15 protein-coding genes are annotated in these 16077 nt (G+C 71.7%); 4 read left to right on the plus strand and 11 right to left on the minus strand.

The genetic code is table 11. The features are described from left to right. Position 1: 1 nt before the first annotated feature. Together AB0B29_RS10355 and AB0B29_RS10360 are read right to left on the minus strand one after the other, a co-directional pair. Complete coding sequence (locus AB0B29_RS10355; protein ID WP_362236609.1) at positions 2 to 2032, minus strand: MFS transporter; 2031 nt, start codon at positions 2030 to 2032, stop codon at positions 2 to 4. A 162-nt stretch (positions 2033 to 2194) separates the two neighbouring features. Beyond that, entirely contained in the window at positions 2195 to 5008 is a 2814-nt protein-coding gene (locus tag AB0B29_RS10360; protein WP_436845819.1) for a D-alanyl-D-alanine carboxypeptidase, read from the minus strand. A 144-nt stretch (positions 5009 to 5152) separates the two neighbouring features. On the opposite strand from AB0B29_RS10360, the gene AB0B29_RS10365 reads away from it, so the two are divergent. From AB0B29_RS10365 to AB0B29_RS10375, 3 genes are all read left to right on the plus strand, one after another. Beyond that, positions 5153 to 5908: a GOLPH3/VPS74 family protein gene (locus tag AB0B29_RS10365; protein WP_104780067.1), complete on the plus strand. Its 756-nt coding sequence runs from the start codon at positions 5153 to 5155 to the stop codon at positions 5906 to 5908. A gap of 250 nt (positions 5909 to 6158) precedes the next feature. Then, entirely contained in the window at positions 6159 to 7016 is an 858-nt protein-coding gene (locus AB0B29_RS10370) for a helix-turn-helix domain-containing protein (RefSeq protein WP_362236612.1), read from the plus strand. Between the two features lie 197 nt (positions 7017 to 7213). Continuing rightward, positions 7214 to 7405: a DUF397 domain-containing protein gene (locus tag AB0B29_RS10375; protein WP_362236615.1), complete on the plus strand. Its 192-nt coding sequence runs from the start codon at positions 7214 to 7216 to the stop codon at positions 7403 to 7405. A gap of 119 nt (positions 7406 to 7524) precedes the next feature. Here AB0B29_RS10375 and AB0B29_RS10380 read toward each other — a convergent pair whose 3' ends face one another. The 3 genes from AB0B29_RS10380 to AB0B29_RS10390 form a co-directional block, all read right to left on the minus strand. Continuing rightward, positions 7525 to 8409 carry a MerR family transcriptional regulator gene (locus AB0B29_RS10380; RefSeq protein WP_362236618.1) on the minus strand — a complete coding sequence of 295 codons (885 nt, stop codon included), beginning with the start codon at positions 8407 to 8409 and terminating at the stop codon, positions 7525 to 7527. 77 nt (positions 8410 to 8486) lie between these two features. Continuing rightward, positions 8487 to 8990 carry a glutathione peroxidase gene (locus AB0B29_RS10385; RefSeq protein ID WP_362236621.1) on the minus strand — a complete coding sequence of 168 codons (504 nt, stop codon included), beginning with the start codon at positions 8988 to 8990 and terminating at the stop codon, positions 8487 to 8489. A gap of 9 nt (positions 8991 to 8999) precedes the next feature. Then, complete coding sequence (locus tag AB0B29_RS10390; protein ID WP_362236623.1) at positions 9000 to 9992, minus strand: ArsR/SmtB family transcription factor; 993 nt, start codon at positions 9990 to 9992, stop codon at positions 9000 to 9002. Positions 9993 to 10172: 180 nt separating this feature from the next. Here AB0B29_RS10390 and AB0B29_RS10395 point away from each other — a divergent pair, with 180 nt between their 5' ends. Beyond that, the gene (locus tag AB0B29_RS10395) at positions 10173 to 11378 is read left to right on the plus strand and encodes an MFS transporter (RefSeq protein ID WP_362236626.1); all 1206 of its coding nucleotides are present in this window, start codon (positions 10173 to 10175) and stop codon (positions 11376 to 11378) included. Here the strand turns inward: AB0B29_RS10395 and AB0B29_RS10400 are convergent. From AB0B29_RS10400 to AB0B29_RS10425, 6 genes are all read right to left on the minus strand, one after another. Further along, entirely contained in the window at positions 11375 to 11863 is a 489-nt protein-coding gene (locus tag AB0B29_RS10400) for a MarR family winged helix-turn-helix transcriptional regulator (protein ID WP_362236628.1), read from the minus strand. The two genes, AB0B29_RS10395 and AB0B29_RS10400, sit on opposite strands and share 4 nt — an antisense overlap. Positions 11864 to 11909: 46 nt before the next feature. After that, entirely contained in the window at positions 11910 to 12593 is a 684-nt protein-coding gene (locus AB0B29_RS10405) for a hypothetical protein (RefSeq protein WP_362236631.1), read from the minus strand. Positions 12594 to 12810: 217 nt separating this feature from the next. Beyond that, on the minus strand, positions 12811 to 13626 hold the full coding sequence (locus tag AB0B29_RS10410; protein ID WP_362236634.1) for an SAM-dependent methyltransferase: 816 nt from the start codon (positions 13624 to 13626) through the stop codon (positions 12811 to 12813). Between the two features lie 150 nt (positions 13627 to 13776). Beyond that, positions 13777 to 14274 carry a hypothetical protein gene (locus tag AB0B29_RS10415; protein WP_362236636.1) on the minus strand — a complete coding sequence of 166 codons (498 nt, stop codon included), beginning with the start codon at positions 14272 to 14274 and terminating at the stop codon, positions 13777 to 13779. A gap of 159 nt (positions 14275 to 14433) precedes the next feature. Continuing rightward, positions 14434 to 15117 (minus strand): polysaccharide deacetylase family protein, encoded by a 684-nt coding sequence (locus AB0B29_RS10420; RefSeq protein WP_362236639.1) that lies wholly within the window; start codon positions 15115 to 15117, stop codon positions 14434 to 14436. Next, positions 15114 to 15791, minus strand: coding sequence for a glycoside hydrolase family 11 protein (locus tag AB0B29_RS10425; RefSeq protein ID WP_362236642.1), 678 nt, complete (start codon positions 15789 to 15791; stop codon positions 15114 to 15116). Before AB0B29_RS10425 ends, AB0B29_RS10420 begins: the two co-directional genes overlap by 4 nt. Positions 15792 to 16077 lie beyond the last annotated feature (286 nt).

Raw genomic sequence — 16077 nt, forward strand, 5'->3', positions numbered from 1 at the left:
CTCAGCGCAGCTCCTCCGGGCAGGGCGTGCCCCGCGGGAGCTGGTACGGCGCCGCCAGCCGGTACGTCCCCGCCTTCGGCGCCAGCAGCTCCGTCCACTTGTCGCCCTGCGCGTCCTCCTCCGTCTCCGCCAGGCAGCCGTTGACGTTCACGTACGTCTTCGGCTCGTCGTCGGGACGGTTCCGGGACTCCTCGGTCTCCTGCGGCGGCTTCAGGCTCTTGCCCTGCGCGTCGACGATGCTCAGCCACGGCGAGTACGGGATACGCACCAGGATCCGGCCCGCCTTCTTCACCTGCAGGATCATCTCGCCCTGCTCGGCCCGGTCGACCACCGCGTTCGGCTCGGCCAGCGGGGTCGGCGCGGTCACCCTGAACAGCTGCCAGGTGTCGTTGCCCCAGATCTGGGTCAGATACGGCAGCCCGCGCTGCACCAGCGCCCGCTCCCGCTGCCCCCCGTCACCGTCGGGCTCGCCCTTCGGCAGCACGACGTAGTGCACCGCCCAGCGCTTGAGCCACTCGTGGTAGTTCGCCGAGTTGAGCGTGTCGTCGTAGAAGAGGGGGTTGCGCTCCATGTCGGCCTGGCGGTTCCAGCCGCGGGCCAGATTGACGTACGGGGCGAGCGCGGAAGCCTCGCGGTGGGAGCGGGCGGGAACGACCTCGACCCGGCCCTTCTCGGCGCCGACCTGCTGCAGCTCGTTGACGAGCGGCGCCAGCTCACGCGACCAGGACGCCGCCGGGGCCGTGTGCACGATGTCGTCGACCGTCTTGAAGCCGATCCACACCCCGAAACCGCACAGCGCCACCACGGCCGCGTACCACTTGCGGCTGCGCGGCACCGTGAACGGCAGCGCGGCCACCAGCGCGACCCCGGCGAACAGCATCGCCAGCCGGGTGATGTTCGAACCGATCTGGGAGCTGATCAGCCACACCAGCACGACCCCGAGGCCGTACACCGCGGCCGTGAGCCGGACCGTCTTCCACTCCTGCGGCACCAGCACATAGGCGAGGACCGAGAACGCGAGCGGCAGCAGCACCGAGCCGATCACCATCGGCTGCGTGCCCGAGAACGGGAACAGCCACGCCGACACCGCCACCACCGCGGTCGGCGCCAGGCCCAGCGCCCACGCGCCCGGCCGCCGCTTCTGCAGGAACAGCGCCACCGCCACCAGGCCCACGAACAGGCCCGCGACCGGTGACGCCATGGTGGCCAGCGCGGCCAGCGGCGCCGCGCTCAGCGCCTTCGCCCAGCGTTTGTACCGCCACCGGTAGGGCCAGCAGAACACCACGGCGACCGCGCCGAGCGCGAACATCATGCCGAGACCGAACGTCACCCGCCCCGACACCGCGTTGCAGAACAGCCCGAACACGCCCGCCAGCGACGCCCACAGCGGGTTGAGGACCGAGCGGCTGCGCAGCAGGAGCAGCGTCAGCAGACCGGCCGAGACCGTCCCCGCGATCATCATCGTGGTGCGCACGCCGAGCACCGACATCAGATACGGCGACACCACGCTGTACGACACCGGGTGCATCCCGCCGTACCAGGCGAGGTTGTACGCCGAGTCCGGGTGCCGGCCGACGAACTCGGCCCACGCGTCCTGCGCGGCCAGATCGCCACCGCTGTTCGCGAACGTGAAGAACCAGAGGATGTGCAGGGCCGCCGCCAGCCCCGTGACGGACAGGACCGGGTGCCGCAGCATGCGCTCGCGCAGGGCCAGTACGGAGGCGGGCCACTCGAACCCGGCCCTGCTCTCTCCGGACGGGCCACCGTCGGCCTGGCCGGCTTCGGGCGCGCTGCCTCGAGACGGGCCGCGTTCGGCCGGGCCGGCTTCGGACGAGTCGGCTCCGGACGGACCGGCTGCGGACGGACCGGCTGCGGGTGAGCCGCCCTCGGGCGCGCTGACGTCCTGCGCTACGGCGTTACGCACCGCGGCGTTCGGGGAGCTGTCTTCCGGTGCTTCGGGCAGGCGTATTCGCGGGCCTGATACCGATCCCGGTTCGGCGTCGTCTGCGCGTGTCGGCTCCGCAGTGGCCACTCGAAGGCACTCCCCGTGTCCCGTCTTCTGTTCTCGGCTTCCGCCCCCGCGCCCGGCGCGAGCGGCTGCCTGTCCCGATTCGGGACGCTAGCACGCACCCCGCCGGGCGGCGCCCGGACGGGCCGTTACCGGCGGGGTGCGGTGGTGCGGGTCGTGCCCCGGTCAGCCGATGCGTGTGAGCTTGGCCCCGAAGCCCGGCTCCACCAGGTCCTTCTGGAGGGCGACCGGGACCTTCACAGCACTGGTGGTGCCGTCGCCGACGGTGAGCGTGCCCACCTTCGTGCCGGCCTTGGCCGTGTGCGGCAGGTCGTCCCCGGCGAACGTCAGCTTGACCGACAGGCCCGCCCAGCCGACGGCCGTGACGTCCTCGGTGACGGCGACCGGTGTGCGGCCGCCGAGACCGTCGTCGGCGTACCCGACGACGTCGCCCTTCTTCAGGATCGTCGCCGGCTCCAGCGCACCCTGCGCGGCCCGGATCAGCTTGTCGCCCTCGTACAGGGCGGCGCCCAGAATCGTGTTGTCCGGGCCGCCGGCGGGCTGGCGCACGACCGCGCCGATGATCCGGTGGGTCTCGCCGTCGACGTCCTTCTTGGCCGCGAAGACGAGGTTGCCGAGCGCCGAGGTGGTCGTGCCGGTCTTGATGCCGGTGACGTTGTTGGAGCCGACCAGGCGGTTCCAGTTGTCGTGCTTGGTGCCCTTGTAGTCGACGTACGACATCATCGCCGCGACCTCACGGAACGCGGGCTGCTGCATGGCGGCCTTGGCCAGCTTCACCTGGTCCACGGCCGTGGAGACGGTCGTGTTGTTCAGGCCCGACGGGTCGGTGTACGTCGTGTTCTTCATGCCGAGGTCCTTGGCGGCCGTGTTCATCTTCTGCACGAACGCCTTCTCGGACCCCGCGTCCCAGCGGGCGAGCAGCCGCGCGATGTTGTTCGCGGACGCGATCAGGATGCTCTCCAGAGCCTCCCGCTCGGTGATGCTGTCGCCCTTGGTGACGTCGACGGTGGACTCCTGGCCGGCGTCGGACTGGTCCTGGGCGGCCTGGTCGATGTCGATCTTCGGGCCCTTCTCACCGCTCTTGAGCGGGTGCTCGCGCAGGATGAGGTAGGCGGTCATGACCTTGGCGACACTCGCGATCGGGACGGGCTTCTGCTCGCCGGAGGACCCGAACGTGCCGATGCCCTGGACGTCGAGCGCGGCCTGGCCGTCGGCGGGCCAGGGGATGTCGACCTTGCCGCCGTCGAAGGTGTAGCTGTCCTTGGCGGTGAGCTCCAGGGTGGGCGTGGGGAGCGGGCGCACGGCCTGCACGACCGCGAAGACGACCACCAGCAGCAGCACCAGCGGCGTCCAGATCTTCACCCGCCGGGCCGCCGTGCGGAGGGGGGTTTCCGGGGGCGGCGGGGTGTTCGTCAGCTCGGCCAGCAGATCCAGCGGCGGCTTGGGCGGCAGCGGCTGCTGCGTGGTCCGCTCGGGGCCGACGGCAGGAACGGGCGCGGTGGCATCGGCCGGAGCAGGCGGCTTCCTGGTCGCCGGGTCGTCCAGGTGCTTGAGCGCGACGAACTTACTGGTCCGCTCGGCGTCCCGCTCGGGGGCAGCCGTCTTGGGAGCGTCGGTCTTGGGGGCGGCCGTCTTCGGGACGTCCTTCTTGGGACCGTCCGTCGTCGGAGCGGCCGTCTTCGGCAGGTCCGACTTCGGGAGGTCCTTGGCCGCGCCCCCGAGCTTCAGCATGGTGGTGGGCTGATCGACCGGAGGCCGCAGGGCCTTGAAGACGGCGGTGGGCTGGTCGACGGGGGGCTCGGCGGGAGCATCACCGTCATCGCCCGCGGCGTCGGCTCCGCCGGTGGCGCCGACGGCCTTCGGGGTCTCGTCCGTGCCGGGCTTGTCCTCGGCGGAGCTGCCGGTCGGGGTCTCGTCCTCGACGGCGTCATCGGCGGGGGTTCCGGCCCCGGTGGTCTTCGCCCCGGCGGCCTTCGGCGCGGCGGTGGTGCCGGTGACGACACGCGGGTCGGCGGGGGTGCGGGCCTTGTCGCCGGCCTGCTCGGCAGCATCGGTGCCGCCGTCGGCCTCCTGCGCGTCGCCGTCGGCCTCCTGCGCGTCGGCGTCGGTGTCGCGGCCGGTCGCCTTCGCCTTCGCGTCGTCCGGGACGTCCGCGTCGTGCGAGCCGTCCCCGGCGTCCGCGGTGGCGGAACGGTCCGCCTCGGGCTGGTCGGTGTCGTCCTGGGGCGTCTTGGCGCTCTCGGACGCCGCTTCTGCGGCCTCCGTGCGGTCCTTGCCGTCCGTGTCGGGGCCCGCGGACGTGCCCGCGCCCCCTCCGGAGCCCTCGGCCGCGTCCTGCCCGCCCTGGGCGCCGGCGTCGGCCTTCCCGGCCTTCTGGGCGTCCGCGTCGGTCTCGTCGGTCTCGTCGGTCTCCTCGGGCTTCCCGGCCTTCTCCCTGCGCTCGGCGCCGGCCTCCTGCTCGTCGTCCGCCGACGCGACCCACGCGGCCACGGCATCCCGCAGCCGTCCGTCATTGCCCTGGGCGCCGGACCGTTCACCGGAACCCGCGTCGGCCGCCGCCGCGTCCTCGTCCCCCGAGTCGCTCTCGGCGCTCCCGGCGTCCTCGGCGCCCGAGTCGCTCTCGGCGCTCCCGGCGTCCTCGGCGCGCTCCGCGTCCTCGTCGCTCTCGGGCCGCTCGGAGTTCTTCGGCTCCTCAGCCGTCCGCGTGGACAGCACACGGGTCGCCGTATCGGCGCCGCCTCGTGCCGACGACTTCTCCGCGTCCCGGGCCACCGCGAGCCGCGGGTCGGCGGCTTCGCTCCTGGCCTCCGGAACCGGACTCGCGCTCCCCGACGTCCTTCGTGCCGACGACTCGCTCTGCTTCGACCTGTCGGGGGACTCGCCCGCCACCGATGCCTCCTCCTCGCGCCGCACTCCCCGCGTGCGCGTACCGAACCGTGAACCGCCGCCCGTGACACCGCCCGGCGCTGTCCGAACCATGTACCAGTGTCCTGTGTGCGGGCCAAACCCAACCGGTAGACGAGAACGACATACCTACTGGTTCCACTACGAACCGGTCACGCACCCTCGACAGACCAATGTGAGAGGGGTCACCCTGTCTTTCATCCACGCGGGGAGGCATGGATGGGCAGGAGCCGCAGAACACTTCCGGAGGAGCTTCTGTTGCTGGCGCTGGACCCGACCACGGGTACCACCGCACAGCCGCAGTCGCTCGACCTCGGTCTGGCCGGAGCACAGCTAGTAGAGCTGGCGCTGGCCGGACGGATAGCCCCAGACGGGGATCGTATCGCCGTGGTGGCACCACGGCCGACTGGAGATCCAACGTTGGACTGCGCGTTGGAGTTGCTGCGAAGGCGTGGCGCTCCCGTGCGGGCAGTGAACTGGATTGGCGGGCCGCGACTGGGGCTGCGCCAGACCTACCTCTCGCATCTGGAGCGGTGCGGCATGGTGCATGCCGTGGCCGGCCAGATGTGCGGAGTGCTGCCGACGACTCGCTACCAGGCGACGGACACCGAGATCAGCCGGGAGATCAGGTCCCGTCTGGACTCCGCGATCCGCACCGGCGTACCGCCGGACCCGCGGACCGCGGCACTCGCGGCCCTCGCTCACGCGGTCGGCCTCGGCAAGCACCTGTACCCGGGCAACGAGGGACGTTCCTCGCGCTCCCGGCTCAGGGACCTGATCCGGCACGACCCCATGGGCGGTCTCGTCGCGCACGCGGTGATGGACGTCCAGAACGGCGTCGCGGCCCAGCCGCGCCGCAGCCCGGCCCCGCCCGGCCGTCAGGCCGCCGGCGGAACCAGGCCCGCGACGGAACCCGCCCGCGGCGTTCCGATGCAACCGCGCCACGGAACCATGGCGCGCGCGGTGGCCCACTGAGCCGCGCGCCGCGCCCGCACCACCTACGACCGGCACGCACCACGGGACCCACGAACCCGGTCACGGGAGCCGCTGTCCGAGCGGGGCGAAGAGAGCGCACACTCTCTTCGCCCCGCTCGGCGTGCCGTGCCCGAACTGGCGTGTACCCGTCGCATATCCACCGTTTCCCAGCGGTAGTAAGCACCTTGGTGGCAGTCTGCTCAGCAGCAGATACGCAAAGTAGAGGCACGCAGCCGGAGGTGCACGTCCCGTGGCGTCCAATGTCAATCCCACCGTCAGGCGGCGCCGGCTGGGCCAGGAGCTCCGCAGGCTCCGCGAGCTCAAGGGCATGACGGCCGAAGAGGTGGCGGAGCGGCTGCTGGTGTCGCAGTCGAAGATCAGCCGGCTGGAGAACGGCCGGCGCAGCATCAGCCAGCGCGACGTCCGCGACCTGTGCGGGGTCTACGAGGTCGAGGACCAGCGCATCGTCGACTCGCTGATGCAGATGGCCAAGGACTCCCGGCAGCAGGGCTGGTGGCACGCCTTCGGGGACATCCCCTACAGCGTCTACATCGGCCTGGAGACGGACGCCGAGTCGCTGCGGGTCTACGAACCCCAGATCATCACCGGCCTGTTGCAGACCCGTGCGTACGCCGAGGCCATCATCCGGGGCGGTTCGCCCGAGGCGTCGGAGGCGGACAACGACAAGCGCGTCGAGGTGCGGCTGCGCCGGCAGGGCCGGATCACCGCCGACACCGAACCGCTGCGGCTGTGGGTGGTGCTGGACGAGGCGTCCCTGCACCGGATCGTCGGCAGCCGGCCCGTGATGCGCGAACAGCTGGAGCACCTCATCGAGATGTCGCAGATGCCCCACATCACCGTGCAGGTCCTGCCGTTCGAGGTCGGCGCGCACGCCGGCATCAACGGCCAGTACTCGATCCTGGAGTTCGCCGACGCGGCGGACTCGAGCGTCGTCTACATCGAGGGCGTCACCAGCGACCTGTACCTGGAGAAGCCGCTGGACGTGCAGAAGTACACGGTGATGTACGAGCACCTGCGCGCCCAGTCGCTGAACGTGGACCAGTCCCGGCAGCTCATCGAGCGCGTCGCGAAGGAGTACGCGCGCTGAGACAGAGCCGGAGGATGATCTTCCGACGGGCGGAGCGCGGGATGTTACACCCCTGACGCGCCTGACTGGAAGACTCCCTTGGAATATGCCATCCGGTCGAGTGAATGGCTGCGCTGAACGAGGAGGGTGGCGAGTAGCGTCGATCACGCCAACCACCAGCACGGGTTGGCGTAAACGCAACTCGCAACGGAGCGAACATGGCAATTCGTCTGGGCGCCACGGAGACGTGGACGACCTCCTCCTACACCAACAACAACGGCGCCTGCGTGATGGTCAGGTCGACCGTCGACGAGGCCCTGGAGCTCGGTGACACCAAGGTCCCCGAGGGCCCCAAGCTCGCGTTTCCCGCCGACGCGTGGCACGCCTTCGTGGACTCGGTCAAGGCCTGACCCCGCGATCGACAGCACCACAAGCACCACCGACAGAGCCCTCTCGACCAGCATCGCCGTCCTAGCCGAGAGGGCTCCGCTTGTGCCCGGATCGAGCCCGGAGATCTCCGAGAGGGAGATCAGCTGACCGGGAACGCCACGTCACACACCGGGTCCCCGGGCCCCGACGCCTCCCAGTCCGCGAAGTACAGCTCCCGGCACGGGCCGGTCGCCGTCAGCCCCCGCGCCGCCATCCACTCCTCCACCGCCTCGAACGCGGCCAGGATCTGCGGGTGCGCCACCTGCGCCTTGGTGATCCTGGTGTACGCCAGTCGTCGGGCCGGCTCCACCCGCACCGCCGTCTCCCAGGCCCGGCCCCGCCGCTCCGCCCAGGCCCGGGCCGCCGCCTCGTCGGCCACCGGCACACACGCCTCGGCGGGACCGTCGCTCTCCATCGACACCTCGGCGTGGTAGACGACGTACGGCACTCCGGCCACGCCCCCGCACTCCCGGGCCGCCTCCGCCAGCCGGTCCAGCGCCGCGCCGATCCACGCCGGCAGCTCGTCCGCCAGCGTGTGCCGCTTCTCGGAGATCACCACCTGGGCGGGCACCTCCACCGTCTCGACCGTGAACTTCCCGTACATCTCGGAGCTCCTCCCCGACAGTCGTCCACGGAGGTACTCGGCGAGCGTCCGCTGCCCCGCCACCCGCGCCTCGACGTCCGCCCAGTAGGCACCGAGCAGCCCGGCCGCCGCCGTCCCGTCGTCGGCCTCGACGACCTCGGCGATCCGGGCGAGCGGCATGTCCAGCTGCCGCAGCATCGCCACCAGCCGGGCCCGTTCCACCTGGCCGGCGCGGTAGTAGCGGTAGCCGGTCGCCTCGTCGACGTGCGCCGGGGCCAGCAGGCCCAGCCGGTCGTACAGCCGCAGGGCCTTCGCCGACAGGCGGGCGCGCGCGGCGAACGCCCCGATGGTGAGCAGTTCCAGGTTCCGTTCCGGTCCGTCCACCACGGCATCCTCCGTCACCGGGCGGCTCTTCCGCCCGATGACGAGGACACTCGGGCCTGCCCCAGGGGCAAGGTCAACGCGCCGCGGGACCGACCTCAGACCAGCTGGGCCTCGATCGCCGCCACGACCTCCGCCGCGTCCGGCTCGGTCTGCGGCGAGAAACGGGCCACGACGTCGCCGTCCCGGCCGATGAGGAACTTCTCGAAGTTCCAGCGGATGTCCCCGCTGTGGCCCTCGGCGTCGGCGAAGCCGGTCAGGCGGTCGTACAGCGGGTGCCGCCCCTCGCCGTTCACCTCGACCTTCTCCGTCATCGGGAAGGTCACGCCGTAGGTCGCCGAGCAGAACTCGGCGATCTCGTCGGCGCTGCCGGGCTCCTGCCCGAGGAACTGGTTGCAGGGCACGCCGAGGACCGTGAAGCCGCGCGCCGCGTACTGCTCGTGGAGCTTCTCCAGGCCCGTGTACTGCGGGGTCAGGCCGCACTTGGAGGCGACGTTCACCACGAGCACCGCCTTGCCCGCGTACTGGGACAGGTCGGCGGAACCGCCCTGCAGCGCACCGATCTCGACGTCGAGGGGAGAGGAACCATTGGTAGTCGTCATGAGCAGACCCTAGCTCCGCCGGATGTCCGGCCGGTTCCGGGCCTCGGTGGCCTCCACCAGCACCTGCCCCGCCGCCGTCCGCGAGTACAGCACCGACCGGCCCGCCCTCCGCCGCTCCACGAGCCCGGCGTCCAGCAGCACCCGCAGGTGCCGCCCCACCGAGCCGAGACCCTGCCCCGTCAGGGCGACCAGCTGGCTGGTGCTCAGCGGCGAGCCGAGCCGGACCAGCACCCCGGCGCGGGCGGTGCCGAGCAGCGCGCCGAGGCTCGCGGGCACGGGCCTGCCGCCGGGGTCGGCGAGCGCCCCGGCACACGGATAGACCAGCGCGTACCGGTCCGTCCCCTCCCACGCCACCCAGCCGATGCGCTGAATCGTGATGGGCACGAACACCAGCTCGGCGCCGGACAGCTCGCGCGGCGGGTAATCGCGCGCGTTCACCTGGAGCCGGTTCTCCCCGAGCCACTGCGTCCCCGGCCGCAGCGTGTCCAGCGCACTCGCCCAGCCGCCCCGGCTCACCTGCGCGGTCCGAGCGACCACATCCGCCTCGAGGACGCGCCGGCGCTGGGGCCAGTACGGCAGCACCGCCGTCGTCCAGACGTACGTCAGCAGGTCCGCGGCGCGCTCCGGGAGATCACCCCGGTGCAGCCGGGCCGGGACCGGGCCGCGCAGCGAGACGGTGAGGTCGGCGCGGGCCGTGTCCGGGTCTGCCGCCCGCACCCGCGCGACGCCCTGCTCGAAGGTCTCCCCCTCACGCGGGGTGGGGGAGAGGAAGTCCGCCGTCCACTCCCGTCCGATCCCGGCGCGGATCAGCTGCGCGGTCACCGGGTCACCCGCCAGCCGCCGCCGGTAGGCCGGCAGATGCGCGTCGAGCCACCGCCGCTCGCCGGGATGCGCCGCCTCGGCCGCGTGCAGCAGCCGCAGACTCGCGAAGGCCTCGGCGAACGGCGAGATCACGAACCGGCTCCCCGCGAGGGTGTCGGCATTGACCTGCCACCAGCCCACCGGCCGCCCCCTCTCACGAGCACATCCGCGACTTCACGCTCCGCGAGCCGCTCCGCGGGTTTCGCCCCGCGAGCCCTTCCGCGAGCACATCGGTGAGCCCCGCTCCGTGAGGGCGTCCGCGAGGTTTCGCGTCTGCGCGAAACAATAACCACGCCGACAGGCGCGTCGAAGACTCCACGTATGCGCAGCTACCGCGATCTGTTCCGCACACCCGAGTTCAGCCCGTTCTTCCTGGCCGTGTCGGCACAGACGGTCGCCCAGACCATGGGCGGACTCGCCCTGGGCGTCCTGGTGTACCGGGCGACCGACTCACCGCTGCTGTCCGCGGTGAGCATGTTCGGCTCGTCGCTGGTGCAGGTGCTGGGCGCGACCTTCCTGCTCTCCGCCGCCGACCGGATGCCCCCGCGCACGGCGCTGACGGCCCTGCCCCTGCTCTTCGCCGCGGCCACCGCCGCCCTGGCCCTGCCCGGCCTGCCCGTCTGGACGATCTTCGCGATCGTCTTCGCCAAGGGGCTGGTGGAGTCCGTGGGCGGTGGAGTGCGCTGGGGCCTGCTCAACGAGATCCTCTCCAAGGACGGCTATCTGCTCGGCCGCTCGGTGTTCAACATGATGAGCGGCCTGATGCAGATCGCCGGTTACGCGACCGGCGGCGCCCTCGTGGCCCTGCTGTCCCCCCGGCTGTCCCTGCTGGCGGCGGCCGCGCTGTACGTCCTGGCGGCCGCCGTCGTCCGCCTCGGCCTGACCCGCCGCCCGCCCCGAGCGACGGGCCGCCCCTCGGTGGCGGCGACCTGGCGCGCCAACGCACTGCTCTGGTCCTCCCCGCCCCGCCGACAGGTCTATCTGGCTCTGTGGATCCCCAACGGCCTGATCGTCGGCTGCGAATCCCTCTACGTCTCCTACGCCCCCGATGCCGCCGGCACCCTCTTCGCCTGCGCCGCGCTCGGCATGCTCGCCGGGGACGTGCTGGTCGGCCGCGTGCTCCCACCGCGCCTTCGCCGCCGCCTGGGCTTCCCGCTCCTGCTGCTCCTCGCGCTCCCCTACGTGCCGTTCCTCCTGCATCCGACGCCGCCGCTCGCGGCGGCCGCGGTCACGCTGGCCTCCGTGGGGTTCGGCGCGAGCCTCGTGCAGCAGGAGCGACTGGTGGCCCTCACTCCCGACGGGCTCACGGGGCACGCCCTGGGGCTGCACTCGGCGGGGATGCTCACGATGCAGGGGGTGGCGGCGGCGCTGGCCGGGTCGATGGCCCAACTGACGTCCCCGGCCACGGCGATGACGGCGATGGCCGTGGGATCGGCGGGGGTGACCTTGTCGCTGATGAGCGTGGGGAGGCGGGAGGAGCGCAGGGCGGTGGAAATCCGCAGGCCGGCCGGCGACGGGATCCGCTAGTCGACGCCGGGGAAGTGCTGGCCGGGGACCTTCATGACCTCCGCGAACACCTCGGGGACCTCGTTGTCCACCACGACCCGTGACAGCAGGACGGCCAGCCGGTCCCGCTCGGCGCGGCTCAGCCCGGACGGCAGGGCCTCCACACGACGGCAGGTCTCGGCGTAGAACTTCCCGGCGAGCGCGGCGCCTTCGTCCGTCAGCCCGACCCGCACCGCCCGTCCGTCGCGCGGGTCGGCCTCGCGACGCACCAGCCCTCGCCGTACGGTCCGGTCCACCAGCCCGGTCAGACTCGACTTCGCCAGCCCGAGCGTCTCGCCCAACTCGCTCATCCCGTACGGCCGGTCCGCCAGCACGCACAGCAACTGCCCCTGCTGCGGCGTCAGTCCGTAGGCCCGGCCGGCCTCCGCGTACACACCGTCGACCAGGAACGCCGTCCGCACCAGCGCGGCGACGACCCCCACCTGCCCGGCTGCCCCGTTCCCCATCGGTTCAGGGTACCGATCGGTAGGTTGCCGTGCGGGGGGCTGTGGGTCACTCCTCGTCCGGGGCCTCGCCCTCGATGAGGCGCTCGGCGATGTCGTCGGCCCACTCCTGAGCCCAGCGGCGCAGCCCGGCGACGGAGGCGGCGTCGACGCCGTGGACGGTGAACGCCCTGTCGTCGAGCCAGTCCGTGCCGGTCAGCCGGGCCTGGAGGTCGGTGAGGTCGAACGTGTCGGGAGCGTGGCGGCGGCCCAGCTCCTCGAGTTCGGGGTGGCTCCAGCGGGCCGAGGCGGCGTGCACGTCGACCAGGTCGCGCGCGAGCCCCCGGTCGGCCAGGTCCCGCACCCGGGTGCCGACGAGGTCGTCGAGGGCGAGCGCCGGCCCGAGCTCCGTCGCCGCGGGCGGGCGCCACAGCACCTCCTTGCGCAGGGCGACCTCGCACTCCGTGCCGCTCGGCGCGTCGGTCACGAGGAACTGCGCGGACAGCGGCCCGGCCTCCAGGGTCTGCACGAGCCAGCCACGTCCGGCCAGCCCGGTCCGCACGGCGTCCGCGACGACCTCCGTGGCGGCAGGGTGCTCGGTGGCCACGTCCACCTCCCACCCGGCCCGCTCCACCAGCCCGTACGCCAGCGCCGCGTAGCTCCCGGCGAGCAACAGGGAGTAGGGCTCCCCCACGCCCAACAGATCACCAAGCAACCGACCGACAGGCTCGGGAACGGGCAGAGGGACGGCCATGCCCTGATTATCGCCCGCACGAGCGAGCCCCTTAAAACGACCGACCCAGACGAGTGACACCCCTGACCAGGACCACTCGACGCACGTGCGCGGGAGGGGCCCGAGTGGGTAGGTCAACCGGCCCGGGCCGTTCGACGGACGGGGACCGATCCCACCCAGGGGCGCGGGGAACTGCGCGACCGACCCCCACAACGCGGCACCCGAAGACGGCGGCTCCCTACCGCTTGCGCCCAACCCCGCAATAGGCATCCACTGCCGCGGCCCCAGCCCCAGCCCCCGCACCGGCCTCGCCAATACCCTCCGGCCGCCACTCGGGAACCCTCACCACCCCCGGCTCCACCAGCTCCAGCCCGTCGAAGAACCCTGCGATCTCGGCGACCGGCCGGACGTAGTACGGCACCGCCCCACTCGCGTTGTACGCCTCCGACGCGGCGATCATGCCCTCGCTGGTCGCGGTGCTGTCGCTGACCACCAGGTAGCTCCCGGCCGGCAAACCGGCCATCAGCTGCCGCATCAGCTCACGCGCCCGCTCGTAGTCGGCGACATGCCCGAGCGTGTTGAGGATCATCAGCCCGACAGGCCGCGAGAGATCCAGCGTGCCGGCGGCGGCCTTCAACACGGCCTCCGGGTCGTACAGGTCGGCGTCCAGATACGCGGTCCTGCCCTCAGGGGTGCTGGTGAGCAGCGCGTTGGCATGGGCCAGCACGATCGGGTCGTTGTCGACGTAGACGATCCGGGAGTCCGGCGCCACGCGCTGCGCGACCTCGTGCGTGTTGTCGGCGGTGGGCAACCCCGTACCGACGTCCAGGAACTGCCGTACCCCCTGCTCACCGGCCAGATACGTGACGGCCCGCCCCAGGAACCGGCGGCTCGTGACCGCCACGTCGACGAGCCCCGGGAAGATCGACTTGATCTGGTCGCCGATCTCTCGGTCGACCTCGTAGTTGTCCTTGCCACCGACGAAGTAGTTCCAGAAGCGCGCCGAGTGCGGCTTGGAGGTGTCGATGCGGTCACGCAGGCTGTCGTGGGACACGGCGGGGGCCTCCTGGGGGGTGGGAAAGGGAGTCCGGCCCACCAACCTAGGGGAACGCCCCGGCAAAGAAGGCCAGTTGCCCTTACCCGCAGCGTCGGCCGTGGTGTTTCGGCCACGGCCCCACTCCGTGACCGCGCCTCCGCTCCGCGGCTACACCCTGCGTGAGGCGAAGCCGCCCATTTCTCCGCCACCGAGCCCGCCGCCCTCGTGCCCATGGCGCTGGGTGACCAGCCAGAACGACCACGCCAGGGACCACAGCAGCAGCCCGGCGGCGACCGGCGTACCGAAGATGATCAGCAGCCCGGCGCCGATGTTCGCTCCGATGCCACCCGCGGTCAGGATCCGCCACCCCACACCGGCCATGAGCCCGAGCGCCACCAGCGGCCCGACCACGCCCCACCACCGCTGGTCCATCGCCCCGCGCAGCGAGGCCCGCACGAGCACCGCCGCCCCGGCCACCGCCAGTACCAGCGCGAGCCCACCCGCGACCGCGGCCACACCGTCCCCGATGTCCCACGGCTGGAACGCGTAGTCGAGCTCACTGGCCGGCAGCCCGTCGTAGTTCTGCTGCCCCATCAACCCCCAGGCGGCCACAGGCACACCACCGACAAGCGCGGCCCCGGCCGCCACGATTCCCCGATTCGTCATGCATCCAGGATCCCGGGGGAGCACGGGGCCGTCATGAGCACGCGTACTCAAGTACGACGCACACCAGCACGCACACGCCCGCACCCCCTGGCGGGGACGGTGCCGACGGGCCGGTCCAGCCGCATGGCGCGACGACACGGCAGTCGTCGCGCCCTGCGCTCACGTCGGGGCCACCGCGCGGCCCGTCTGGGGGGAGATGGTTCCCGCGCACAGGCCCCGGGACGCCAGGGCCTGGGCGATGCGAGGGATGGCCGCGACGGTGTTGGCGGGACCGTCGTGCATCAGGATGATCTGGCCGTTGGTGAGTCGGGCGGCGGACTGGACGATCGCGTCGGTGCTCGCGCCGTTCCAGTCCTGTGAGTCGACCTGCCAGAGGATCTCCGTCAGGCCGTACCGGGCCGCGACTGACCTCACCGTCGCGTTGGTCTCTCCGAACGGCGGCCGGAACAACTTCGGTGTGCCGCCTCCCGCGTTGGCGATGGCCTGCTGGGTGCGGGAGAGCTCGGAGTCGATCTGCGCCTGACTCAGCTGGGTCAGGTGCGGGTGGGTGTAGCTGTGGTTGGCGACCCACATGCCCGCGGCCACCTGCGCCCGGACCAGGGACGGGTTGGCCGCCGCGGACTGGCCCGTGTTGAACATCGTGGCCCGCAGCCCGCTGCGGCGGAGCGCGTCGAGCAGCCTCGTCGTGTTGCCGGACGGGCCGTCGTCGAAGGTGAGCCCGACGTAGCCGGTGCAGGCGGCGGCCCGCGACGGCGCGGCGGTCGAGGCCGTGACGGTCGTGAGGGTCAGGGCCGCGGCCACCGCCGTCACGACCGCCACGGCCGGCACGGGCCTCGTCCTCACGACCCGACCCTGATGCTGGAGTTGCCGCTGCTCTGGTAGCCCTCGGTCGCCATGATCATGTAGTACTTGAAGTTGCCCAGGGGCATCCCGGCCCGGGCCCAGGCGTCGAAGTGGTTGCCGGCCGTGATGGTGCCGCCCGTCCGCTTCGACTGCCGCACGCTCCAGTACTGGTCGAAGGTGCGTACGCCCTCGACGGACGGGGCGTTGTACCGCGTCGTCTTGTAGATGTCGTACGTACCGCCGTCGCTGGTGACGGTGCCCTTGTAGGTGCCGGTGGGCCGGTAGGTGCCCCAGTTGTCGACGATGTAGTACTCGACGAGCGGGTTCGCCGTCCAGCCGTACAGGGTCAGGTAGGCGTTGCCGGACGGGTTGAACGAGCCCGAGTAGGTCACGGTGCGGCGGGCGCCGTTGCTCCAGCCCTTACCGGCGACGAAGTTCCCGGTGTTGCGCCATGAGGTGCTGTAACTGCCGCCGGAGGACAGGGTCATGGAGACCGTTCCGGGTGCGTCCGTCCAGAACGAGTAGTAGTAGCCGTTGTTGGTGCCCGTCTGGTTCGTGGTGACGACGGTGTCGGCGTGCGCGGTGCCCGGCATGGTGAGCGCCGCGGCCGCGACCAGCAGCATGGTGCAGGTGCTGCTGATGAGCAGCCTTAAGCGGCCTGGTGACTTCTTCATGGGGGTGCGTCCTCCTCGTCCGAGTGGGGTGGGTCGACGGGGGAGCTCTGTCACCGGGGAGTGTTGGCCGGGGCCTCTCAACTGTCAATAGTTTCGGCAGTGCTCGCGAAATGTTCGGGATGGGGTGAGGGCAGGTCGTCGCGTGTTTTCGCTGCTCACACGGATGTTTGCGGTTGCGGAGAAACCATTTGTCTGCGGCGTGGTGCCTGTGATGCGCGGAACAGAGGATTCCTCTACTCGAATGTTTCGGAGTGCTTCCGGACCGTTCGTCCTCGTCGCGGCACGG

The sequence above is a fragment of the Streptomyces tibetensis genome (assembly GCF_040647715.1).
Lineage (GTDB): Bacteria > Actinomycetota > Actinomycetes > Streptomycetales > Streptomycetaceae > Streptomyces > Streptomyces tibetensis_A.